This window comes from Congregibacter variabilis (assembly GCF_045689235.1).
GTDB lineage: Bacteria > Pseudomonadota > Gammaproteobacteria > Pseudomonadales > Halieaceae > Congregibacter > Congregibacter variabilis.
The window spans coordinates 2,121,081-2,145,282 of the sequence record NZ_CP136864.1; the positions used below are offsets into that span (position 1 = coordinate 2,121,081).

The 24,202-nt window shown below is 55.9% G+C and carries 23 protein-coding genes; 11 read left to right on the forward strand and 12 right to left on the reverse strand.

Annotated elements, in window-relative coordinates; all coding sequences use genetic code 11:
- Positions 1-106: 106 nt before the first annotated feature.
- The 11 genes from lipB to R0135_RS09380 all read right to left on the reverse strand — a co-directional run bounded on the left by lipB (position 107) and on the right by R0135_RS09380 (position 10,029).
- On the reverse strand, positions 107-667 hold the full coding sequence (lipB, locus tag R0135_RS09330; protein WP_407349900.1) for a lipoyl(octanoyl) transferase LipB: 561 nt from the start codon (positions 665-667) through the stop codon (positions 107-109).
- A 71-nt stretch (positions 668-738) separates the two neighbouring features.
- Positions 739-1,038, reverse strand: a complete 300-nt coding sequence (locus tag R0135_RS09335; RefSeq protein WP_407346547.1) for a YbeD family protein — start codon at positions 1,036-1,038, stop codon at positions 739-741.
- Complete coding sequence (locus R0135_RS09340; protein WP_407349901.1) at positions 1,031-2,218, reverse strand: D-alanyl-D-alanine carboxypeptidase family protein; 1,188 nt, start codon at positions 2,216-2,218, stop codon at positions 1,031-1,033. Before R0135_RS09340 ends, R0135_RS09335 begins: the two co-directional genes overlap by 8 nt.
- A 106-nt stretch (positions 2,219-2,324) precedes the next feature.
- Positions 2,325-3,119 carry a septal ring lytic transglycosylase RlpA family protein gene (locus tag R0135_RS09345; protein ID WP_407346549.1) on the reverse strand — a complete coding sequence of 265 codons (795 nt, stop codon included), beginning with the start codon at positions 3,117-3,119 and terminating at the stop codon, positions 2,325-2,327.
- Positions 3,119-4,123 (reverse strand): lytic murein transglycosylase B, encoded by a 1,005-nt coding sequence (gene mltB / locus R0135_RS09350; RefSeq protein ID WP_407346550.1) that lies wholly within the window; start codon positions 4,121-4,123, stop codon positions 3,119-3,121. Before mltB ends, R0135_RS09345 begins: the two co-directional genes overlap by 1 nt.
- A 74-nt stretch (positions 4,124-4,197) precedes the next feature.
- Positions 4,198-5,337 (reverse strand): rod shape-determining protein RodA, encoded by a 1,140-nt coding sequence (gene rodA, locus R0135_RS09355; protein WP_407346551.1) that lies wholly within the window; start codon positions 5,335-5,337, stop codon positions 4,198-4,200.
- Positions 5,337-7,178 carry a penicillin-binding protein 2 gene (gene mrdA / locus R0135_RS09360; RefSeq protein WP_407346552.1) on the reverse strand — a complete coding sequence of 614 codons (1,842 nt, stop codon included), beginning with the start codon at positions 7,176-7,178 and terminating at the stop codon, positions 5,337-5,339. The genes rodA and mrdA overlap by 1 nt, the downstream gene beginning before the upstream one ends.
- A 27-nt stretch (positions 7,179-7,205) precedes the next feature.
- A complete protein-coding gene (rlmH, locus tag R0135_RS09365; protein ID WP_407346553.1) occupies positions 7,206-7,643 on the reverse strand; it encodes a 23S rRNA (pseudouridine(1915)-N(3))-methyltransferase RlmH in 438 nt (145 codons plus the stop codon).
- Between the two features lie 32 nt (positions 7,644-7,675).
- Entirely contained in the window at positions 7,676-8,050 is a 375-nt protein-coding gene (gene rsfS, locus R0135_RS09370) for a ribosome silencing factor (protein WP_407346554.1), read from the reverse strand.
- 45 nt (positions 8,051-8,095) lie between these two features.
- Positions 8,096-8,758 (reverse strand): nicotinate-nucleotide adenylyltransferase, encoded by a 663-nt coding sequence (nadD, locus tag R0135_RS09375; protein WP_407346555.1) that lies wholly within the window; start codon positions 8,756-8,758, stop codon positions 8,096-8,098.
- Positions 8,755-10,029 carry a glutamate-5-semialdehyde dehydrogenase gene (locus R0135_RS09380; RefSeq protein ID WP_407346556.1) on the reverse strand — a complete coding sequence of 425 codons (1,275 nt, stop codon included), beginning with the start codon at positions 10,027-10,029 and terminating at the stop codon, positions 8,755-8,757. Before R0135_RS09380 ends, nadD begins: the two co-directional genes overlap by 4 nt.
- A 134-nt stretch (positions 10,030-10,163) precedes the next feature.
- Between R0135_RS09380 and R0135_RS09385 the strand changes: the two genes are divergently transcribed.
- Positions 10,164-10,376, forward strand: a complete 213-nt coding sequence (locus tag R0135_RS09385) for a bacterioferritin-associated ferredoxin (protein WP_407346557.1) — start codon at positions 10,164-10,166, stop codon at positions 10,374-10,376.
- A gap of 272 nt (positions 10,377-10,648) precedes the next feature.
- Positions 10,649-11,134, forward strand: coding sequence for a bacterioferritin (gene bfr / locus R0135_RS09390; protein ID WP_407346558.1), 486 nt, complete (start codon positions 10,649-10,651; stop codon positions 11,132-11,134).
- 65 nt (positions 11,135-11,199) lie between these two features.
- On the opposite strand, the gene grxD is transcribed toward bfr, so the two are convergent.
- Complete coding sequence (gene grxD, locus R0135_RS09395; RefSeq protein WP_407346559.1) at positions 11,200-11,520, reverse strand: Grx4 family monothiol glutaredoxin; 321 nt, start codon at positions 11,518-11,520, stop codon at positions 11,200-11,202.
- A 234-nt stretch (positions 11,521-11,754) separates the two neighbouring features.
- Here grxD and R0135_RS09400 point away from each other — a divergent pair, with 234 nt between their 5' ends.
- From R0135_RS09400 to fadA, 9 genes are all read left to right on the forward strand, one after another.
- Entirely contained in the window at positions 11,755-12,939 is a 1,185-nt protein-coding gene (locus tag R0135_RS09400) for an aspartate aminotransferase family protein (RefSeq protein ID WP_407346560.1), read from the forward strand.
- Positions 12,936-13,844 carry an ornithine carbamoyltransferase gene (gene argF / locus R0135_RS09405; RefSeq protein ID WP_407346561.1) on the forward strand — a complete coding sequence of 303 codons (909 nt, stop codon included), beginning with the start codon at positions 12,936-12,938 and terminating at the stop codon, positions 13,842-13,844. Before R0135_RS09400 ends, argF begins: the two co-directional genes overlap by 4 nt.
- A gap of 639 nt (positions 13,845-14,483) precedes the next feature.
- Entirely contained in the window at positions 14,484-17,384 is a 2,901-nt protein-coding gene (locus R0135_RS09410) for a ribonucleoside-diphosphate reductase subunit alpha (protein WP_407349902.1), read from the forward strand.
- Between the two features lie 129 nt (positions 17,385-17,513).
- The gene (locus R0135_RS09415; protein WP_407346562.1) at positions 17,514-18,845 is read left to right on the forward strand and encodes a ribonucleotide-diphosphate reductase subunit beta; all 1,332 of its coding nucleotides are present in this window, start codon (positions 17,514-17,516) and stop codon (positions 18,843-18,845) included.
- 76 nt (positions 18,846-18,921) lie between these two features.
- Positions 18,922-19,131, forward strand: a complete 210-nt coding sequence (locus tag R0135_RS09420; RefSeq protein WP_407346563.1) for a hypothetical protein — start codon at positions 18,922-18,924, stop codon at positions 19,129-19,131.
- Positions 19,132-19,203: 72 nt separating this feature from the next.
- Entirely contained in the window at positions 19,204-19,899 is a 696-nt protein-coding gene (locus R0135_RS09425) for a DUF6498-containing protein (RefSeq protein ID WP_407346564.1), read from the forward strand.
- A gap of 160 nt (positions 19,900-20,059) precedes the next feature.
- Positions 20,060-20,452 (forward strand): hypothetical protein, encoded by a 393-nt coding sequence (locus R0135_RS09430; protein WP_407346565.1) that lies wholly within the window; start codon positions 20,060-20,062, stop codon positions 20,450-20,452.
- Positions 20,453-20,759: 307 nt separating this feature from the next.
- Positions 20,760-22,907 carry a fatty acid oxidation complex subunit alpha FadB gene (fadB, locus tag R0135_RS09435; RefSeq protein WP_407346566.1) on the forward strand — a complete coding sequence of 716 codons (2,148 nt, stop codon included), beginning with the start codon at positions 20,760-20,762 and terminating at the stop codon, positions 22,905-22,907.
- Between the two features lie 22 nt (positions 22,908-22,929).
- Positions 22,930-24,105, forward strand: a complete 1,176-nt coding sequence (fadA, locus tag R0135_RS09440; protein WP_407346567.1) for an acetyl-CoA C-acyltransferase FadA — start codon at positions 22,930-22,932, stop codon at positions 24,103-24,105.
- Positions 24,106-24,202: the final 97 nt, after the last annotated feature.

Below are 24,202 nucleotides of genomic sequence, written 5' to 3' on the forward strand. Positions count from 1 at the left end.
AATCCGTCATCGATTGTTGCAGTGCCAGCAGCGCATCGCTGTGTTGCGCGTATCGGCACCGAGGGCGCGCATCATAGCCGATGCTGCCACGCGGTTAAATCGATGCTCACTTGGCGAGCAGGCGGCGCTCCAGTTCTTGCAGTAAGGTATCGCTCACTGTCGACATATCCGGGCAGCTATCGCCCAGCAGGCTTCGCATGGAGGTGACCTGCAAGCCGGCGTAGCCGCAGGGATTGATTCGGGCAAAAGGCTCAAGATCCATTGCGACATTCAGGGCCAGGCCATGATAGCTGCAGCCTCGGCGCACCCGCAGCCCCAATGAAGCGATTTTCTGACCGCTTACGTAGACCCCGGGTGCTTTAGGGTCCGGCTCTGCCTGAATCCCAAAGTGCTCCAGCGTGGCAACCAGCGATTGCTCAATAAGGTCCACAAGGGCCCGCACGCCGAGGTGTCTACGGCGCAAGTCCAATAAGAGATATACGACCCATTGACCAGGTCCGTGGTAGGTGACCTGTCCGCCTCGATCCACCGGAACAACCGGGATGTCGCCGGTCGCCAGAAGATGCTCCGCGCGCCCCGCGAGACCCTGGGTAAAAACCGGGGGATGCTCAAGCAACCACAGCTCATCTTGTGTATCGGGGGTTCGCGCATCGGTAAAACTACGCATATTGTCGAGCGTTTTCTGGTAGTCACAATCACCGAGACGGCGAACCAGCACAGACGACACTAAAGGGGGCCTCACAGCACCATCTGGACAAGCCCAGTGGCACGAAGGTCCTGATGAAGCTCCTCCAGCTGCTCTGGCCCGGTCGCCGTAATGATGATGGTCATGGACAAGAAATTGCCCTTGCGGCTGTCCCGAACAGTGATGGTCGATTGATCAAAACCCGGCGCATGGCGTTCAAATATCTCAAGCACCAAAGGTCGGAACTCCGTCACGTTTCGACCCAGTACTTTTACCGGGTAGTCACAGGGAAACTCAATCTTGGGCGGCTCTTCGCCCCCGGCTCCCCCTGCTCCTGTAATTAACTCAGCCACCGAAAAGCTTCGCCAACCACATAAGGATAATGTCCCACATGCGTGCAAAGAATCCGCCAGGCTCCACGGGCTCCAGCGCCACCAGAGGAACTTGCTGCAGCACTTCGCCGTCGAGGGTTAACGTCAACTCTCCCACGGCATCGCCCTGTGCCAGCGGAGCGCTGATCGGATCCAAAAGCACCAGCTCTGTCACCAGGCTATTGCGCTTCCCTCGAGGCAGAGTTAGAACCACATCATCGGCAATTCCGACAGAAACATAATCAGCCTGACCCTTCCAAATGCGTGGTTTTTCCAACTCCTCGGCACCGGCAACCATGACATCGGTTTCATAGAAGCGGAAACCATAGTTGAGCAAACTGCGGGTCTCCCGAGCGCGGGCGCGGGTGCTTTCGGTACCCATCACCACAGAAATCAGCCGCATGCCATTGCGCTCTGCCGAGGCTACAAGTCCATAGCCTGCCTCCCGCGTGTAACCGGTTTTTAAACCGTCCACCGAGGGATCTTCCCCCAGAAGCTTATTGCGATTGTATTGACGAATATCGTTGTAGGTATATTCGCGCTGACTGTAGACCTTATAGTGCTCGGGAAAGCGCGTGATAATGGCCTTGGCAAGCGTCGCAAGGTCTCTTGCAGTCATTAAATGTTGCGGATGAGGCAGACCGTGAGAATTGGCAAAATAACTGCCATACATGCCCAACTCGGCCGCATGCTTATTCATCAGATCCGCAAAAGCCGTCTCGCTTCCGGCAACGTGCTCGGCCACAGCAACGGTCGCATCATTACCGGAGGAAATTACAATCCCTTGCTCTAACTGCCCGATATTGACCGGCATCCGCGGTTCAATCCACATGAGTGAGGAGCCGTTGAACACCGGATTCTGGGACCAGGCGTTGCGGCTTACTGTGACCTGATCTTCGCGGCTGACGCGACCGGCAGCAATCTCCGACGCCAGTACATAGGCGGTCATAAGTTTGGTGAGGCTGGCCGGCGGCAGCTGCTCGTCTGCATTGGACTCCACGAGCACCGCGCCGCTATTGGCATCCACCAAAAGGTACGCTCGAGCGGCCACCTCAGGTGCGGCGGGAACTATGTTTTGGGCAGACACAGAGGCACTAAACGCCGCAAGCGACAGCACAACGCAGCTTGTGATTTTCGAAATGGAATGTAATGAATAAGACATAGGCATCAGGTCAGGGACTCGAAGGCGGGGCATGGTACCGCAAGCGCCGTTTGCAGCGAAATCTGCGGTCTAAAAAGCCGTAAAAACAGCAAGAAAATACAGTCAGTCAAGGCAGAGCCAGCCCCGGCGAGTAGCCACGGGTCATAAGCAAGTCCCGGAGATAGCGCAGCTGGTCCCCATCAGCGACCGGACCAACTCTTACTCGATTAAGCCGCTGTCCCCCAACGTCAACCGGAGTGACGTTCACAGGGACGGTGACCAAGGCCGCAACCGCATCGCGAAGACTGTTGGCGGTTTCAGGGCTTGCAAAAGCCCCCAGCTGCAAATATCGATAGGCCCCGGTTTCGCTGTCGCGCAGATCATCAACGCCAGCCAAAGTGATGGTTTCCACCAGCACCTCCGCAGTGCCCTTATCCACGAAGCCCAGCTTGACCGCTGCGGCATAGCTCAGATCAATCAAGCGGTCGGGATGAAAGGGCCCACGATCATTCACGCGCACAACTATTTCGCGGCCGTTCCAAAGATTAGTGACTCTGGCATAGCTGGGTATGGGAAGACTTCGGTGAGCCGCAGTGGCCAAGTACAGATCGTAGACCTCGCCATTGGCCGTTTTGTTGCCATGAAACTTGGTGCCATACCAGCTGGCGATACCCTTCGCGCTGTACCCCTCGGCCGTGGGGAGCACCTGATACTCAACTCCATCAATGCTATAGGGCGAGGTGTTACCCGCGCGAAGAATTGGGTCGGGTCTGGGCGTGGCATCGGCCACATCATCAGGGTTAAGGTCCGCAACGGGCGCCCCATCACCCTCCCAGGCTACTTTGGGCTCGGAGCTGGAACAGGCAACCAGCAGGGTCGACACCGAAAAGACCAGCAGCAAAGCCAAACCCGATCTGTTCATTACTGAACGCCTGCGGCAATACGCTGACTCAACAAAAACGCACTCATGGCATACATTGCTGAGTGGTTGTACCGGGTAATCACATAGAGATTATGCAGTCCCAACCAGTACTCATGCCCATCGGCGAGTTCAAATTGCATGGCGGTAGCGAGGGCTTCGGGGTCCAGGTGTTGCTCTGCGGTCAAGCCCATTTCAGCAAAAGCCTGTATGGAACGCGTGGGCTTCAAGCCGCCCTCAAACGCCTGCTCTGGCACTGAATCTGTAGCCATAGCCGCGCTCACAACAGGCTCTCCGGCGCGCCAGCCATGCTTGGCCAGATAGTTTGCAACACTGCCAATTGCATCGGTAGGGTTGCTCCAGATATCGGCCAGATCATCGCCGTCAAAATCCACGGCATAGGCTCGATAACTGCTGGGCATGAACTGACCAAAGCCCATGGCACCTGCATAGGAGCCCTTGAGGGTCAGTGGGTCCAAGCCCTGCTCCCGGGATAGCAGTAAAAAGTTCTTAAGTTCGCTGGTAAAAAACTTTGATCGTTTTGGATAGTCAAAGGCCAGCGTCGATAGCGCATCTATCACATCGTAACTACCGGCAATACGCCCGTAATAGGTTTCGACGCCAATGATGGAGACGATGACTTCGGCAGGGACTCCGGTTTCTGCCTGAGCCCGCGATAGCGCCTCTCGATGCTCACGAAAAAACGCTACACCCTCTCGCTCGCGACGCTCCGTCAGAAAAATTTCGCGATATTCATACCAGGGCTTGGTTTTCTCTGCGGGTCTGGCGATCGCATCGAGAATGCTCTGTTGGCGCTCGGCCGAGGTAAACAGCGTCTGCAGCTCCTCCCGAGAAAAATCATGCTCCACCACCATCTCTTCGATCAGCGCCTGGGCTCCCGGGTTCTGGGAATAATCTGCGTACACAGGTGCAATAAGCAGCAAGCCACTGGCAAATGCAGCGCAAGTCCTGCCAAAAATTGTGTGAATAAAAGCTTCTCGAATCATGCATTACGCTCTGATGAAGTCCAAAAAAAGGAGAATGTGTGTGACATCCAGCGACTGAGTGTTAAAGGCCAAAATCATTGCCCCACCACACGCTTCTCGGTACTGACCGCCATAAGAAGTCCAAAACCAGCCATAAGCGTCACAACCGACGTGCCGCCGGCACTGACAAGGGGTAAGGGAACGCCCACAACCGGCAGCAAACCCGCGACCATTCCCATATTAACAAAGATGTAGACAAAGAAAGTCAGCGTAATACTCCCGCAAAGTATTCGACCGTAGCTACTTTGCGCATTCAGACCGATCCAGAATGCCCGGAGTAAAATAAGTATGTACAGGCCAATTAGCAGCAAAACGCCCTGGAGCCCAAACTCCTCGGCCAGCACCGCAATGATAAAGTCGGTGTGACTCTCAGGCAAAAAATCGAGCTGAGACTGAGTGCCCTGAGTCCACCCCTTACCCGACCATCCGCCGGAACCAATGGCAGTCTTGGACTGAATAATGTTCCAGCCTGCCCCGAGTTTGTCGCTCTCGGGATTTAGCAGGGTAAGGATTCGCTGCTTTTGATAGTCCTCGAGCATGAACATCCAAGCGGGCCAGGCAGAAAAAATCGCCACTAGAAACGTACCGAAGATGAACCGCCAGCTAATGCCGGCCATAAAAATGCCAAACAAGCCCGAAGCACCGATAAGCAGGGAGGTTCCCAGATCTGGCTGGCGAATAATAAGTCCACAGGGAATAACGATGAGCAGCAGGCAAACGACGATATGTTTTGACGCCGGAGGGAGTACTCTGGCGCCCAGGTACCAGGCAATGGTCATGGGTACCGCAAGCTTCATGACCTCCGATGGTTGAAAGCGAAAGCCCCCCAGATCCAGCCACCGCTGGGCGCCTTTTGCACCCACTCCAGCCACGGCCACCGCCGCCAACAGCGCCACACCCAACAGGTAACCCCAGGGCGACCAGCGAGACCAACGCACGGGGCTGAACTGGGCCATAACAAACATCACCACATAGGCCAGCACAAAGTATCTGCCCTGTCGGGCAACCGCATCCATGCTTTGCCCCGAAGCGCTATAAAGAACCAGCAGTCCGTACGCCGTTAACGCCAGCAACAACACCAGGAGAGGAGCATCGACGTGCATTTTCCTGGCCAGACCCGGGGGCCGGGTTAACGGCCCTACGTTGTCGGGCATCTGACGAACGTATTCGGACACTAGCTCGCTTCCCGCTCGAGCCAGGCATCAACGACCGCCCGGGCAATGGGATAAGCCGCACTGCTACCACCACCGTTTTCGACGATCACCGCCACCGCGATGGTCGGCGCGTCCAATGGAGCAAAGGCAATAAACAGGCCGTGATTACGATGTCTGGCGTCGATTTCGTCTTCGTTATAAACCGCATCCTGAGCAATACCGATAACCTGCGCCGTACCGGTTTTACCGGCCATTTCGTAATTCATACCTTTGGCGATAGCCTTGGCTGTACCGCGCCGACCGTGCACCACTTCGCGCATACCCTCAACGACAGCGTCCCAATTCGCGCCATCGGCCATGAGCGGCTCAAGCATAGGAGCTTCCAGTGCCTCGTTGCCCAACCATTGCACCAATCGTGGCTCGCGATGCTCACCCTGTGTGGCGAGCACCGAGGTGGCAACCGCTAGCTGTAGCGGTGTCGCCAACATATATCCCTGGCCAATCCCTACGCTCAATGTCTCTCCGGGATACCAGGTCTGACCCAGTGCGGCGCGCTTCCAGGCGGTAGACGGAAGAACCCCGCGGCGCTCCGCTGTGGTATCAATGCCCGTGCGACGACCCAGACCGTAGTGGTCGAGATAATCGTGGATACCATCCACAGTGAGACGCCGCGCAAGATCATAAAAATACACGTCGCAGGATTCGGCCAGGGCCATTTTCAGGTCCACTTCCGGAGCATGACCGGTACCACGAATGCGCAAAATCCAGTCTCGATAACGCCGCCGGTCACCCGGAAGGCGATACCAACCGGGGTCCGGGACCGTATACAGTGGGTCGATCAAACCAGCCTCGAGGCCGGCCATGGCGATCATCGGCTTGACCGTTGATCCCGGGGGATACTGCCCCTGAACCGTGCGATTGAACAAAGGCACGTCTGGAGAGTCCCTCAGCGCGTTGTAGTTGCGGCTACTGATACCGTTGACGAAAAGGTTGCTGTCAAAGGAAGGGGTGCTCACCAGTGCCAGCACGCCGCCGGTGAGTGGATCGATGGCCACCACGGCGCCGCGGCGTCCCGCCAGTTTCTCGTGCGCGACACGTTGCAGCTCGTAATCAAGATGCAGAATGAGGTCTTCACCGGGACTGGGGTCAAAACGCTCCAGCACCCGCAGCACCCGCCCGTGGGCATTCGTCTCTACGGTTTGGTAACCCACGGTACCGTGCAGTTCATCTTCGTAGCGCCGCTCAATACCGATTTTGCCGATATGAAATGTGCCGCGATAATCCGCCTGGTCAATCTGGGTCATTTCTTCAACGTTGATACGTCCCACATAGCCCAAAGCATGCGCAAACAGCTCGCCGTGGGGATAGTAGCGCTGCAACTGGGCCTCTACCGTCACGCCCGGGAGGCGATGCCGGTTCACCGCAATGCGAGCCTGCTCCACGTCATCAAGACGAAAGCGCAGAGGTACAGGGTCATAGGGCCGGCGCTGACGGACCCGAGTGCGAAACTTGTCAAGGTCGCTCTCTTCAATTTCCACAAGCTCAGCCAGACTGGCCAAGGTGGCATCGAGGTCGTCGACCCGCTCAATGATGAGCGACAGTGTGTAGCTGGGACGGTTGTCAGCCAGCAGCACGCCGTTGCGATCGTAAATCAGGCCTCGCTTGGGCGGCAAAGGCTGGAGCTGCACGCGATTGCGTTCAGAGGCCGTGCTATAGGCTTCATAATCGTTGATCTGCAGGCCGTAATACCGGGCCAACAACACACCAAGGAGCAACGTGACAAAGCCCAGCGCCACAAGACTGCGGGCGCCAAAAATACGCTGTTCGCGTTGAGTATCTTTGAGAACTACGCGGGTAGCCATCGGTCCTTGTCAAAAACGACGCAGGTGTCAGGCGCGATGATAGGGGTGACCGATGGTGATTGTCCAAGCACGATAAAGCTGCTCTGCCAAAATCACTCTCACCAAGGGGTGGGGCAAGGTCAGGGGACCCAAAGACCAACGCTGTTTGGCAGCAGCCAGACAGTCCTCAGACAAACCATCGGGACCGCCAATAAACAGACTCAAATCCTGGCCTTGCATCATCCAGCTTTCCAACTGGGCGGCGAGCTCCTCAGTGGTCCAGGGTTTCCCCCGACCATCCAGAGCCACACAGTGATCGTTGGGACTGACGCCTTTGAGCAGGGACTCGGCCTCCCGCTCTCGAAGTTGCTGCGCATTAGAGTTTGCGCTGCGAGCCGCCAGAGGCACGTCGCGCCATTGTAGTTTGAGCTCTCGGGGAAGACGCTTTGCGTATTCACCCGCGGCAGTGTCTACCCAGCGCGGCATCTTCCCCGCTACTGAGTGCACGGTTACCCGCATCAGTCGGAGCCGTTATCCAGAACGTGCTCGCCCGCACCGGCATCAGTAGAGCCGGTGCTCGCCCAAAGACGCTCGAGATCATAAAAGTCGCGAATCGCTGGCTGCATCACGTGCACCACAACGTCACCGAGATCTACCAGGACCCACTCTCCGGCATCCTCGCCCTCAACACCCAGCGGCATTTGTCCTGCGGCCTTGGCCATACGGGACACGTTGTCAGCAAGGGACTTCACATGGCGACTGGAGGTGCCACTGCAAATAATCAGGTAGTCCATCACGTTGCTGAGTTCTTGCACATCAAGCGTGACAGTATTGACGCCCTTTAAATCATCCAGCGCTTCGCCGACCAGATCCATAAGTTCCTGCGCCGACATCGGTGCTGGATTGTTGTTTGCTTTGTCTTGTGGGGTGATAGCCCGTTACTCCTGCTTTGCGTAGAGTCCACGCTCAGCGATATATGCAAGCACGCTCTCTGGAAGGAGGTAGCGTGCGGAAAGCCCCAATTGTAACAGGGCACGAATGTTTGTGGCCGAGATATCCTGCAGGCGCAATGTTTGGGTGATCACTTTGCCAGCGGGGTGCCGACTGAGGTCCTCGACGCTGCCGGCGTGTTCGTGAAGTAAGGCAGCCAATGGCCCCTGAGATGGCAAATGCCACCCCGGTCTCGCCATGATTACCAGATGTGCCAAATCCAGAAGCTCGTCCCAGCGATGCCAACCCGGCAAGCCCAGCAGGGCATCACAGCCCATCACCAGACACAGACCGCGCTGCTCCCCGAACTCGGCTCGCAGCTCCACAAGACTGTCCACCGTGTAGGACGGTCCCTGGCGATCAAGTTCTCGTTTGTCGCACAAAAACCGGGGCTCACCGGCAATCGCCATTTCTACCATCGCGGCTCTGTGCTCAGCACTAACCTCCGGCCGCTCCCGATGCGGGGGCTCCTTGGCAGGCATAAAACGTAGCTGATCAAGCTCCAGGCTTTCGAGCAACTCCATGGCAGAGCGCAAATGACCAAAATGAATGGGATTAAACGTGCCGCCGAAAACAGCTATTGCACCCGTGCTGGCAGACAACTGGCTCAACTACGAATCTGCCCTTCACCCAGCACCACATACTTTTCTGAGGTGAGCCCCTCGAGGCCTACCGGGCCCCGGGCATGCAATTTATCAGTGGAGATACCAATTTCTGCGCCCAATCCGTATTCGAATCCGTCGGCAAAGCGTGTCGATGCGTTAACCATCACCGACGCTGAATCCACCTCGCGCAGAAAACGCTGGGACCGCAGATAATCCGAAGTCACGATGGCCTCGGTATGTCCCGAACCGTAGCGGGCGATATGCGCCATGGCAGAATCGATATCATCAACCACGCAAACAGACAAAATCGGCCCGAGGTACTCCATACCCCAGTCTTCTTGTGTGGCGAGGGAAGCCCCGGGAACAATAGCCACGGTTCGCGCACAGCCTCTGAGCTCTACGCCAGCATCCAGGTAGGCCTTGGCCAGTGAAGGTAACAACTGGGCGGCCTCCTTCTGATGAATGAGCAGCGTTTCCATGGTGTTGCAGGTCCCGTAGCGATGCGTCTTGGCATTGACCGCGATGGCCACGGCCATATCCGGGTCGGCGCCATCGTCTATATACACATGGCAAACACCATCCAAATGTTTGATAACGGGTACGCGGGCTTCTTTGCTAATTCGTTCGATAAGACTGCGACCGCCCCGGGGAATGACAACATCCACCAGCCCCTCAAGGCCCAGCAAGGCGCCAACCGCAGCCCGATCGCGGGTTTGTATCAGCTGCACCGCAGCGCCGTCCAAACCAGCCACGGCAAGGCCATCGGCCATAGCCGCGGCTATTACCGTGTTTGAATGCAGGGCTTCGGAGCCGCCGCGAAGAATCGCTGCATTGCCGGACTTAAGACATAAGCTGGCGGCATCGGCAGTCACATTGGGACGTGATTCGTAAATGATGCCCACCACACCCAGGGGCACGCGCATCTTCCCTACTCGAATACCCGAAGGCCGTGTGCGCATATCGCGGATTGCCCCCACAGGATCGGGCAAAGCCGCGACCTGACGCAGACCATCAAGCATGTCGTCAATCCGCGCGGGCGTCAGTTCCAGACGATCCAGCAAAGCGGAATCCAGGTCATTCTCCCGTGCCCGCTGCATGTCCAGCGCATTGGCCTCACTTAACGCTTCGCGACGCTCGTGAAGAATATCGGCGGCGGCCAGAAGAGCCTGATTCCGAGCATCCGTCGCCGACGCAAGTAACTGCCTTGACGCCGCGCGTGCGGCGAGCGCCATCGTGCGCATTTCCGCGAGAATTTCCGCGGGCGTAGCTGCGTTCATGACCAAGATCTCTTTATTTAGGGCGCGGAATTATACCTGAGCCTGAAGCAGCGGGACTGCCTGTAAATAGTATTGACAATTATTCTCATTTAAAATAACTTGGCACTTCAAGTCACTTCTGGAGCAGGAACAGCATGTACGTATGCATCTGCAACGGCATTACAGACAAGCAGATCAAAAACGCCGTAGCCGAGGGCGCAACATCCCTGCAGCTGCTGCGCGACGAACTCGGCGTAGGCAGCCAATGTGGCAGCTGCACTGAGCAAGCGTTGAGCTTTCTTGACGACACGTCAGCGCAAACAAACCTGGGCAAAAGCTTGTTCTACGCAGCAGCGTCCCCCGCCTAAACCCAAGGTCGTTCGGCACAGTCCCCCGTCAATCACGGACCGCAGCTACTGCGCAGTAGCGCACCAGCTTGTTGATTGCTAATGCTTTTCATTTGTGTTCTCGACAATTTATCTGGCCCCGTCACAGTTCCAGCCGCTACACTTCCCAGATACAACAAAACCCGGAATGGCAGACGTTCCGGCAACGAAAGACTTAACCCAAGCACAGCTTCGCCGGCACAGGCAGTCGCCAGCGATTCAGATAATTTGAAGCAATTAAGGAGCTCCACCCCGTGAAAGGCGATCCAAAAGTCATAGAACACCTGAACCGCATACTTGCCAACGAACTTGTCGCGATAAATCAGTATTTTCTCCACGCCCGGATGTACAAGGACTGGGGGCTGGTAGAGCTCGCTGACCACGAATATCACGAATCCATCGACGAGATGAAGCATGCAGACCAACTGGTAGAGCGCATTCTGTTTTTGGAGGGATTACCCAACCTTCAGGACCTGGGCAAGTTGATGATCGGCGAAAACACACAGGAAATGCTGGAGTGCGATCTCAAGCTGGAGCACATTGCTCATGCGGACTTAAAAGCCGCAGCGGCTTACTGCGAAAGCGTGGGTGACTATGCTTCTCGTGATCTTGTGGTCGAAATCCTCACTGCCGAGGAAGACCACGTCGATTGGCTGGAAACTCAGCTAAGCCTGATCGATAAAGTGGGTATACAGAACTACCTGCAGACGGCCATGAACACCGTTAAACCTGTTGCCTGATGGGCAGCATGGCAGGGCCTCACGGCCCTGCCTGTTATCTCTACTAAACGCCCTGCTTAAACGACTTACGCGGCCTCGGATGCCTCGCGTACCAGAGGCTCTAACTCACCTTTCTCATGCATCTCTGTGACGATGTCACAACCACCAATCAATTCTCCCTTCACCCACAATTGTGGAAAGGTCGGCCAATTCGCATAGGTAGGCAGGTTGGACCGAATTTCAGGATTGCTCAGGATATCGACATAAGCAAAGCGCTGACCACAGGCCATAAGAGCCTGTACTACTCGCGCAGAAAATCCGCACTGCGGCTGATTCGGTGAGCCCTTCATATACAGCAGCACTTGATTCTGCTCTACCTGCTCCTTGATCTGCTCCATTACGTCCATGCTAAAACCCCATTGAATATTCGAATGTCCGAGTATTTTACTAGGATTAGTAGCGTGGGCGCCACGGCGATTTGTTCGTCGTTAAAAATTGTCAGCCATCCAAAGAGTAGCTATAGTTTTATGGAGGCAGCGCGGGCGCTGCTTTTTTAATTTCCGGGTATCACTGTGTTTTACTGAACCCCGTAAACAAACCCTTAACGACGCTTTTGCCTGGGCAACGCCATGTCAGCCTTGATGAGTACCTATTCCCCGCTGCCCGTGAGCTTTAGCCACGGTCGTGGCGCAGAGCTGTTTAGTAGTGAGGGACAATCCTTTCTGGACGGGCTGTCTGGCATCGCCGTAACCAACCTGGGACACGCACACCCCCGCGTAACTGCGGCCATTACCGAGCAGGCAGCCAAACTGCTGCACTGCTCCAACATTTATCGCATTGATCTTCAGGAGCAAGTCGGCGAGGAACTCACCCGCCGCGCTGCCATGGAACGCGTCTTTTTTAGTAACTCCGGGGCCGAAGCCAACGAAGCGGCCATAAAGCTCGCACGCCTGCATGCTCACCACCGGGGGATCGGCAGGCCGCAGATTGTGGCCCTCGAAGGCGCCTTTCACGGGCGGACCCTCGCTGCGCTATCGGCCACGGGCAATAGCAAAATTCAGGCGGGCTTTGGCCCCATGGTCGAAGGCTTTCTCCGCGCACCGCGCAACGATCTGGACGCGCTTAGACAGCTGGCGCAGCGCCATAGCGATATCGCCGCATTGATGCTGGAGCCAGTGCAAGGGGAAAGCGGCATACACCCCCTGGACCTGGACTATCTCAGCGCCGCAGCAGCACTGTGCAAAAAACAAGGCTGGTTGCTGATTTTCGACGAAGTGCAGTCAGGCAACGGCCGCACCGGCAGCTACTTTTATTATCAGCAGACAGACGTCAAACCCGACATCGTTAGCACAGCTAAAGCGCTGGGCAATGGCGTCCCCATCGGGGCCTGCCTGGCCCGAGGTGAAGCTGCCCAAACTTTTGCACCAGGGCATCACGGCTCCACCTACGGAGGCAACCCACTGGCTTGCGCCGCCGCCGGAGCCGTCCTGGAGTCCCTCGCGACAGAACAACTACAGGAACGGGCGCAACCGCTGGGGCAGCGCATCGTAGGGAGTTTTCAGCAGGCGTTACAGCATCAGGACGCCGTACAGGAATACCGGCGCGCAGGACTGATGATAGGCATCGAACTCAAACAGGACTGCGGCGCCTTGGTGGCGCTAGCACTGGAAGCTGGATTACTGATCAACGTCACCGCCGCACGAACCATCCGACTCCTCCCTCCGCTGGTCATGACCGACGAGCAAGGGCGCCAGCTGGGCGAAACCCTGGCAAGCGTCGTTGATCACTGGCTGACCCAGAACCAAACCATGGCAGGTACCGCGTGAGCACTCAGCATTTCTTAACACTTCAGGATCTTTCACCCCAAGAGCTTGATACGCTCATCGATCGCGCCATAGAACTCAAGGCGGCACACCGCGCCGGGGAGCCCTCCCCGCAGTTTCCCGGCAGCGTCATGGCGATGATTTTTGCCAAATCATCGACCCGTACGCGGGTGTCTTTTGAATCGGGCATGGCGCAGATGGGCGGCCATGCCATGTTTCTCTCCCCGGGAGACACTCAGCTGGGTCGCGGCGAGCCGATAGAAGATAGCGCGCGAGTCATCTCTTCTATGGTCGACATAGTCATGATCCGCACTTTTGGTCACGACATTGTCGAACGCTTTGCCGCGTATTCCAGTGTGCCGGTCATCAATGCGCTTACTGACGAATTCCACCCCTGCCAGTTACTCGCTGACATGCAAACCTATCGCGAGCACCGCGGGTCCATAAAAGGAAAGACCGTCTGCTGGCTGGGTGATGGCAATAACATGTGTCACTCCTACATTAATGCCGCCCGGCAGTTTGATTTTCAATTGAATATCGCCTGCCCGAAAGGCTTCGAGCCCCGGGCAGACCTGGTGAGCGCTAACAGCGACCGCGTAAAAGTGGTTCACGATGCCAGAGACGCGGTCGAGGGTGCGTCTTTACTGGTTACTGACGTGTGGGCATCTATGGGCCAGGAAGAGGAACAGGCCCGTCGTGCGGCAGCGATGGCGCCGTTTCAGCTGAATACTTCGCTGCTTAACGCGGCAGCAACGGATGCACTGTACATGCACTGCCTGCCGGCGCATCGGGGCGAAGAGATCAGCGCCGAGCTAATGGACGCGCCCGATACCATTATCTGGGATGAGGCAGAAAACCGATTACATGCGCAAAAAGCACTCGTCGAGCGGCTTCTACTGGGCGCCTGAGTACCTTAACTCAGCAAGCAAATAACCAAGCTGCATAGCCGCTGGTCCGCTTAGAATAAATCGGTCCAACGCGCCTACACCGCCGCAGATTCACGATGATCAGCGGACTTTTCCCGTTTACTGGGCCTCTGGGGTTAGTAAGCACGGACATCACAGGCTTCACACACCTTATCCACAAGATAAACTCAGACTAAGGCGCTTGCTTTCCCTCGGATAGCGCTTTATCTTGTAGGTCTTCGGTGACACCAACCCTATATCTAGCGTTTCAGGTCGTGCTGTGTATCGTATATCGAGCAGGAAGTCATCCCAGTTTGCTCAAACGGCGCGTTGCAATGTAACGGGAGGTCTTTTGCTTTCAATAGGGTTACCAATAAAAGTAAATAACAAACGCGAAGTTGACCGTAAATATCTGGAAACTGATCCGAACTCCAACAAAAGTGAAAAAACAGGATGTCACACCTCCTCTCTATGAGTCCTGGTGCGACAGGGGTCTATATTCCCCAAAAAGCGTTGATTGACGTTAAAAATTCGCGAAAAACCTTAAAGTTCCATTAGTGTAGAACACAGAAATAAAGCAAAACCAAAAAATCAAACTAAAAAGTAGTTACAGAGTTTTTAAAGGAGTGAACACGAGTGACCATGCAAACCAGTCAGGGCAGGGAAGCAACTCTCACCGACGGTCTTAAAGACACGGTGGCAGAAAACACCGCAGCAAGCAGCGCCTCTGCGAGCCAGGCAGAAGTAACGGCAACAGCACCCGGACAACTGCGCGTCATCAAACGTAACGGTACTGTCGTTCCGTTCGAGGCCAGCAAAATATCCGTCGCCATCACCAAGGCATTCCTAGCGGTCGAAGGCGGCACGGCGGCAGCCTCCAGCCGTATTCACGAAACCGTCGCCAAGCTCACCGAGATGGTCACGGCGACGTTCAAGCGACGCATGCCGTCAGGTGGCACCATCCACATCGAAGACGTGCAAGACCAGGTCGAGCTGTCTCTGATGCGCGCTGGCGAACACAAAATCGCTCGCGATTATGTGATCTATCGAGAGCAGCAAGCAGTCAAACGTGCCGCGCGACAATCCCTGTCTGCCGAGACACAACAAGCCGCAGACCGAATCAATGTAGTGCAACTGGATGGCAGTAAAGCCCCGCTGGATCTAGAGCGCCTGCATATCATCGTCAGTGAAGCCTGTGCCGGCCTGGAAGACGTCTCCGAAGCCCGCATTCTCGACGAAGCATTGCGCAACCTCTATGACGGCGTGAGCATTCAGGAGCTTGCCACTTCTTTGGTTATCACGGCTCGCACACTGATCGAGCAAGAGCCCAACTACACCTACGCCTCTGCGCGACTACTCTGCGACAATCTCCGCTCCGAAGCCCTGACGTTCCTCGGCGTGGCAGAAAGCGCGACCCAGGGCGATATGGACAGGTATTACCCCGAGGCACTGGCTGCATACATCAAACGCGGCGTTGAGCTCGAGCTTCTGGATCCGACACTGGCCGACTACGATCTTGAGCAACTCGGAGCCGCAATTCTTCCAGAGCGTGACCTGCAGTTCACTTACCTGGGGCTGCAAACACTTTACGACCGTTACTTTATCCACAGCGACGAAGTACGTATCGAATTGCCACAGATCTTCTTTATGCGCGTTGCCATGGGCCTCGCTGTAGAAGAAGAGCACCGAGAAGCAAGAGCCATAGAGTTTTACCGCCTGCTTTCGTCCTTTGATTACATGAGCTCGACGCCGACTTTGTTTAACGCTGGCACGTTGCGACCTCAGCTCTCTTCTTGCTACCTGACCACCGTGCCCGACGACCTCCACGGCATATACGGCGCAATTCAGGACAACGCCATGCTCTCCAAGTTTGCTGGCGGTCTAGGCAATGACTGGACACCGGTCCGCTCACTTGGCTCGTATATCAAGGGCACCAATGGCAAGTCCCAGGGTGTTGTTCCCTTCCTGAAGGTTGTGAACGACACAGCAGTGGCGGTCAATCAGGGCGGCAAGCGCAAGGGCGCGGTGTGCTCCTACCTCGAAACCTGGCACATGGATATCGAAGAGTTTGTCGAACTGCGTAAAAACACCGGCGACGATCGACGACGCACCCATGACATGAATACCGCCAACTGGATTCCAGACCTCTTTATGAAGCGGGTATTCGATGACGGTGATTGGACACTCTTTTCACCTAACGATGTACCTGATCTTCACGACCTCTACGGCAAGGCCTTTGAAGAGCGCTACGGCGCTTATGAAGCCATGGCCGCAAGCGGCGACATCAAGAATCACAAGACCGTCAAAGCCCAAAACCTGTGGCGCAAAATGCTTGGCATGTTGTTCGAGACAGGGCACCCCTGGATGACCTTCAAAGATCCATGCAACCTTCGCAGCCCGCAACAACACGCTGGCGTGGTGCACTCTTCGAACCTGTGTACGGAGATCACCCTGAACACCAGCGCCGACGAGATCGCCGTATGCAACCTGGGCTCAATCAACCTGCCACAGCACATCGACGAGAACGGTCTAAACCTCGAGAAACTCGAACAAACCGTTCGCACCGCCGTGCGCATGCTCGATAACGTCATCGATATTAACTACTACTCGGTAGACACAGCGCGCAACTCAAACTTCCGTCATCGCCCGGTGGGCCTGGGATTGATGGGCTTTCAGGACGCGCTTTACAAGCAGCACATCGCCTACGGGTCAGACGAAGCCGTCAAATTTGCCGATCTGTCTATGGAAGCGATCAGCTACTACGCCATCGACGCATCAAGCAGCCTGGCAGAGGAGCGCGGTGCCTACTCCAGCTACGAGGGCTCGCTCTGGAGTCAGGGTATTTTGCCCATCGACTCACTGAGCAAACTGGTTGACGAACGCGGCAGCGACTACATCAAGGTCGATAGCTCCATGACCATGGACTGGGCGACTCTGCGAGAGTCCGTCAAAGCTCGCGGTATGCGCAACTCCAACGTGATGGCCATCGCACCTACCGCGACCATTGCCAATATCACCGGTGTATCGCAGTCCATTGAGCCGACGTATCAAAACCTCTACGTGAAATCGAACCTCTCTGGAGAGTTCACGGTAGTCAACCCATACCTTGTCAACGACCTGAAGGCGCGGGGACTATGGGATAGCGTGATGGTTAACGACCTTAAGTATTACGATGGCAGTGTTCAGTCTATCGAGCGTATTCCAGCAGATCTGCGAGCTATCTACTCGAATGCCTTTGAGGTCGAGCCCAAGTGGATCGTCGAGTGTGCAAGCCGCCGTCAGAAGTGGATCGATCAGGCGCAGTCCCTGAATCTGTACATCAACAATGCCAGTGGTAAGAAGTTGGATATCACTTATCGCATGGCTTGGTACAGCGGCCTCAAGACTACTTATTACCTGCGCTCTTTGGCAGCTACAGGCACTGAGAAGTCGACCATAGATACGGGTCAACTTAACGCAGTGTCCTCAAGCGCAGAGCCTGCGCCGGCACCTGTGCCGCTGGCTTGTTCATTGGATGATCCAGACTGCGAAGCCTGCCAATAAAGCCGGACAGGTAAAGATACAAGTCAGAACCAAGGGTGCGTTACCGCGTTGCGGTTCGCACCGATTAATAGAAAGACCGTGGTCGCTTTGGGGGCGGCCATTCAACGGTTCACGAAAAGGAGTGACAAGATGTTGAATTGGGATGATTACCACGCAGAAGACGCTGGCAACACCGCCGTGGCAGAGCCTGCCATGGCAGAAGCTGCTGCAGCGAATCTTGCTGACATTCAAGCAAGCGAAGCCGCCGAAGCACAGCAAAGTGCGGCGATAGAGGCTCCTGTTGCAGAAGCAAAGGTAGAAGCCAAAGTGGAAGCCAAGGTAGAGACTTCGGCGGACGCAGAGGTAGAGCTGACAGCAGAAGCGAAAGCAAATATCGATGCCGCTGCTGAAGCCTTGCGTAAGCTGAATGTCGCTGCAGGCCTGGAAGAGCTCGAAATGGGTGCAGCACGGGTATCCATTGACGAAAAGGCCATGATCAACTGCCGGGCGGATCTCAATCAGCTCGTACCGTTCAAGTACGACTGGGCATGGCAGAAATACATCGACGGTTGCGCGAACCACTGGATGCCTCAGGAGGTCAACATGACCGCCGATGTGGCCACGTGGAAGAACCCCGAAGGGCTCACGGACGACGAGCGTCGTATTGTTGAGCGTAGCCTGGGGTATTTCTCTACCGCAGACTCGCTGGTAGCCAACAACCTGGTGCTCGCGGTATACCGACTGATCACAAACCCTGAATGCCGACAGTACCTGCTGCGCCAGGCCTTCGAAGAAGCTATTCACACCCACGCCTACCAGTACTGCATTGAGTCACTGGGCATGGACGAAGGCGAAGTCTTTAACATGTACCGCGAAGTACCTTCGGTCGCTAAAAAAGCAGCCTGGAGCCTGAGCAAAACCCACGAGCTGTCAGACCCGAACTTCAACACCGGCACCACGGAGTCAGATCAGACACTGCTGCGCAATCTCATCGGCTTTTATGCGGTTACCGAAGGCATCTTCTTCTACTGCGGGTTCACACAGATTCTGTCCATGGGCCGGCGCAACAAGATGACCGGCGTTGCAGAGCAATTCCAGTACATCCTTCGCGACGAGTCCATGCACCTGAACTTCGGCATCGATGTGATCAATCAGATCAAGCTCGAGAACCCACACCTGTGGACTGAAGAATTCAAGCAAGAAGCGATTCAGATGATTCTGGAAGGCACCCAGCTTGAGATCGAATATGCACGAGACACCATGCCCCGCGGTGTACTGGGCATGAACGCGGCAATGATGGAAGAGTATCTCCAGTTCATCGCCAACCGCCGTCTGTCGCAGATTGGTCTGCCTGAGCAGTTCCCTGGCGTTCAAAATCCCTTCCCATGGATGAGCGAAATCATGGACCTGCGTAAAGAGAAGAACTTCTTTGAGACGCGCGTGATTGAGTATCAGACGGGCGGAGCCCTGTCTTGGGATTGAGTACCTGCACGGCTGCTGACGACCATCGTCAGCAGCCACTTCGAAGCGTTCCAGCCGTTCACTGCGAGCTACAACCATGAAAGATGAACAACAAGAGCTAGAGCAAGAACAAGAGCCAGAGCGAAATGACAACGAGACCATTCTCATGGCTCTTGATCAGATCAGTCAGACCATCGATGTCATGACCAGTGTCGTGGGTCGACTCAGGCACTTCGTGCAAGAACAGGAAGTCACCGAAGACATGGAAGTACGCGAGGCCATGCGTCCGGGAAGAACCTTGCACTAAGCATTAAGATCAAGAAACAGGGCGGACGCTATCAAGCCCTGTCCTGACTCCCCTAAAGGCGCCATGCCGAGCATGACACCCCCAAACTCCCCTCCCCCACAGCAGCAGCCCACAGCCTTTTACCAAGGGCGTCGCAGACAACTTAATCTTGCCCTGCTCATTACCGCAAACCTGCTCCCCTTACTGGGTGTTTTACTCTTTGACTGGGACGTAGGCGCCCTGATCATTTTGTATTGGTCCGAGAACCTGATTCTTGGGGCCTACAACGTCATCAAGATGGCCAGTGTTGGCGGCATACAGGCTGTATTCCCATCGCTGTTCTTTCTTATGCACTACGGGGGGTTCTGCGCCGTGCACGGATTCTTTATTCTCCGCATCTTGTTCGACGCCCCGACAAGCTTTGGCGATGAAACCCCCTGGCCTTTGTTTCTGGTGTTTCTGCAGCTGTTGTTTCAGGTTGTTGAGCAGGTATTCGCTCTGGCGCCTCGGGAGTGGGTCATCGCCTTTATCGGCCTGACCATCAGTCACGGCTACTCCTTTGTGAGCAATTTTTTGATCGCCGACGAGCGGGCCTCAGCGACAGTCAATGGTCTGATGGCCGCACCCTATAAACGCATCGTAATTCTGCACATCACGATCATCGCGGGTGGCTTCGCGATCATGTCGCTGGGGCAACCGTTGTTTTTGCTTATTGTTCTTGTCGGGCTAAAGACCGCCATGGATGTCGGTCTGCATGTTCGGGAGCATCGAAAGGCGGCTGTTAGCTGAGCTCCAGGCTGCGAGCTCTTTCTGCTACGCCCGCTGCTTCTGGTTCGTAAAATTCGTTGAACCAGCCGTTGTTCCATGAGAATGTGTTAAAGCTGTGTATTCGTAAATCGACAAGTACATAACGCCCGTCAATTCACCGTTATCCATCGGGGTGCACATCTTGAATGAAGCAGAGCTCTTCAGCCTCTTTATCGAATCTTCACAGGCACTGGATAGCAACTTCGAGTTTTGGCTCACGGTTTCCTTTGCGCTGCTCGTCGCGTCCTATCTCGTGGAAGAAAGAATCCCTCTTCCGGTGCTTGCTGTAACAGTATTTCTCTACGTTGCTTCCTCGCTCCTGTTCATGATCCGAGGGGCAGCAACGGGGAGGATGCTTACTTCGATCCGAGATCAACTGGAGTTCATGAACTCCGAAACCTCCATAATCAGCTCGAACACAAACCTCGTCGTCGCAGTAACCTATTTCGTGATTATGATTATCGGATCAATGGCAACCATCGCCTTCGTATATTGGCGTTACCGCGAATTGAGAGAGCCTCAACGCTTGAGTTGATTCCACATCAAGTTCTCAACATATATGCCTGGCTTTACGCACTTGTCTGCATCTCGGTCCCTATGGCGCTAGTCACGTCACGTAAGCCAGCCAGAACCTAGGCTTCTCGACACAACGATCAACGCAACGATCAACGCAACGATCAACGCAACAACGTCAAAGCCCCATTGGGCATTGTTGTCGCCATATTGACAGTGAACACATGCAAGAGGATCATGCGCAGCCTACAATTCGGTCTGGCTCGGCATCAGCAGCAAACGACCGATAAAGGCCTGCGCAAGCAGGCGCTCACCACAGGAATCACGCCATGATCTACCAGAGCGATGCGATTACGCTCCGCCGTCACGACAACGGCATACTCGAGATGCAATTCGACCTTAAGGGCGAATCCGTCAATAAGTTCAATCAACTCACCGTGCAGAGCCTTACCGAGGCCCTCGATGCGCTGGATAAAGAGTCCGATGTCCGTGGCCTGCTGGTCACCAGCGGCAAAGGCGTATTCATCGTCGGCGCAGACATTACCGAGTTCACGGCCATGTTTGATGCCACGGTAGAAGAGATTCAGGCCTTCTCTGGTGGCCAGAACGCTAACTTCAGCCGTCTGCAGAACCTGCCCTTCCCAACCGTTGCCGTCATTAATGGCTTCGCGATGGGCGGCGGATTAGAGATCTGTCTGGCTTGCGACCTTCGCGTCATGAGCACCGCCGCTAAAGTCGGCTTGCCCGAGACCAAGCTGGGCATTCTCCCGGGCTGGGGTGGCACGGTTCGTCTGCCACGCATCATCGGGGTAGACGAAGCCGTTATGTGGATGGCCACCGGCAAAGAGCAAAGCGCAGAGGCTGCTATTAAAGCTGGTGCCGTTGACGCTATTGCCGCGCCCGAGCAACTTCACGATGTAGCCATGACCACGCTTGAATCAGCCATTGCCGGCAAGCTCGATATCGAAGGCCGACGCAGCGCCAAGAGCTCGCCTCTGCCCCTTAATGACACCGAAGCGATGATGGCCTTCTTTACCATCAAGTCCATGATCGCCCAGCAAGCGGGTAAAAATTACCCCGCTCCCATCAAGGTCGTAGAAGTTATCGAAGCTGCCCGCGGCATGGGTCTGGAAGACGCGCTAAAGGTAGAGAGCGCCGGATTTGCCGAGCTAGCCAAAACCGACGTGGCAGCTGCCATGGTCGGCCTGTTCCTGAACGATCAGCTACTGGCAAAAACCGCCAAGGGCTGGGAGAAAAAGGCTGACAAGCCCATCGCCCGCGCGGCTGTTTTGGGGGCCGGCATCATGGGTGGCGGTATCGCTTACCAGAGCTCGCTCAAAGGCGTGCCTATCAAGATGAAGGACATCGCCCAAGCTGGCCTGGACCTGGGTCTGGCCGAGGCCAACAAGCTGCTGGCCAAGCGAGTATCCCGAGGTCGCATGACCGCCGACAAGATGGGTGAAGTACTCAACAACATTGACCCCACACTCACCTACGAGGGTTTTGATAGCGTCGATATCGTTGTCGAAGCCGTCGTTGAGAACCCCAAGGTCAAGCATGCGGTACTGGCTGAGACCGAAAAGCACATCAGCCCTGATGCCGTGCTGGCATCGAACACCTCTACCATTTCTATCGACTTTCTTGCCGAGGCTTTAGAGCGTCCCGAGAACTTCTGTGGCATGCACTTCTTCAATCCAGTGCATGCCATGCCGCTGGTTGAGGTTATTCGCGGTGCCAAGACATCCGATACGGCAATCGCACGCACCGTGGCCTATGCCAACCGCATGGGCAAAAAAGCCGTAGTCGTAAACGACTGCCCGGGATTCCTGGTGAATCGCGTGCTCTTCCCCTACTTCGATGGATTCTCAAAGCTGGTCCGCGATGGCGCTGACTTCCAAGCGGTAGACAAGGTGATGGAGCGCTGGGGCTGGCCTATGGGTCCTGCTTACCTGTCTGACGTGGTGGGCATCGACACCGGCGTTCACGCTGCCGGCGTCATGGCCGAAGGCTTCCCCGACCGCATGAAGATGGACTTTAAGACTGCGACAGAGACCATGTTTGAGAACGATCGCCTTGGCCAAAAGAACGGCAAGGGCTTTTACGAATATGTCATGGACAAGCGCGGCAAGCCAAAGAAGACTGTCTCCCAGGAGACTTACGAACTGCTTGCACCGATTACCGCAGAGCGTAAGGAGTTCGATCGCGAAGAAATCATCGCTCGCATGATGCTGCCCATGTGCACAGAGCTTGCGCGCTGTGTGGAAGAAGGCATCGTAGGCTCCGCCGCCGAGGCCGATCTGGCCCTGCTCTACGGTATTGGCTTTCCGCCCTTCCGTGGAGGCGTGTTCCGCTGGATGGATTCCGTGGGCCTTGCACACATTGCCGAGCAATCCGAAAAGTTTGCCCACCTTGGCAAAGCCTATGAACTGACCGACGGTATGCGCGCCAAACTCGCCGCCGGCGAGACCTACTACTAAGCGCACAGGGAGAGTATTTAAGATGAGTGTTAATCCAAGAGACGCGGTCATCGTCGACTACGCCCGCAGCGCCATGGGCCGGTCCAAGAATGGCTGTTTTCGCAACGTTCGCGCGGACGATTTGTCTGTCGCGGTTATCAAGGGCCTGCTGGCCCGTAACGCAAAACTCGATCCTGCCGAGATCGACGACCTGATCTGGGGCTGCGTGCTGCAGCGCGGTGAGCAGGGCATGAACCTGGCCCGCATGCTGGTACTCGGGGCACAGCTGCCGTTTACCATTCCCGCGCAGACCGTTAACCGGCTGTGTGGTTCGTCCATGTCTGCCATGCACACCGCAGCGGCGAGCATCATGGCGGGGCTGGGTGATGTCTATCTTGTGGGCGGTGTGGAGCACTTGGGCCACCTGCCGATGATGGACGATGTTGACGTAAACCCGCGTATGGGTCTTAACGTAGCCAAAGCTGCGGGCATGATGGGCATGACCGCCGAATATCTGGCCCTGATGCATGGCGTCAGCCGCGAAGATCAGGACAAAATGGGCGTGCGCTCGCACCAACTGGCGCACCAAGCGACCGAAGCAGGCAAATTCGCTCGGGAAATTATTCCCGTAGAAGGCCATGACGCCCAAGGTGGACTCATTGCCGTAGAGCGCGATGAGACCATCCGCCCGGAAACAACCATGGAAAGCCTGGCGCAACTGCCACCGGCCTTTAACCCCCAGGGCGGCACAGTTACCGCTGGTCAGTCCTCGCAGATTTCGGATGGCGCATCGGCCATGCTCGTGATGTCCTACGAAAAAGCTCAGGCGCTAGGCCTTAAGCCCATCGCCAAGATCAACGCCATGACGACCGCCGGCGTCGATCCCTCCATCATGGGTTACGGCCCGGTACCTTCTACGCAAAAAGCGCTGAAGAAGCTCGGCCTGACCATGAAGGACATCGAGATGGTAGAGCTTAACGAGGCTTTTGCCGCGCAGGCACTGCCCGTGCTTAAAGATCTTGAGCTCTTGGATGACATGGAAGACAAAGTGAACGTCCACGGCGGCGCGATTGCCCTGGGCCATCCCTTTGGCTGCTCCGGCACGCGGATCACAGGCTCTTTGCTGACCGTAATGCAGGACCGGGATCAGACACTGGGTATATCCACCATGTGTATCGGTCTGGGTCAGGGCATCACGACCGTTATCGAGCGGATCTGATACCCACCTCGAGTCATTGAAGCACTTGCAAGATCCTAAACGGCCTCTACTATGAGGCCGTTTTTCGTTGTGCCTTTTAGTAAGCCATAACGACTCC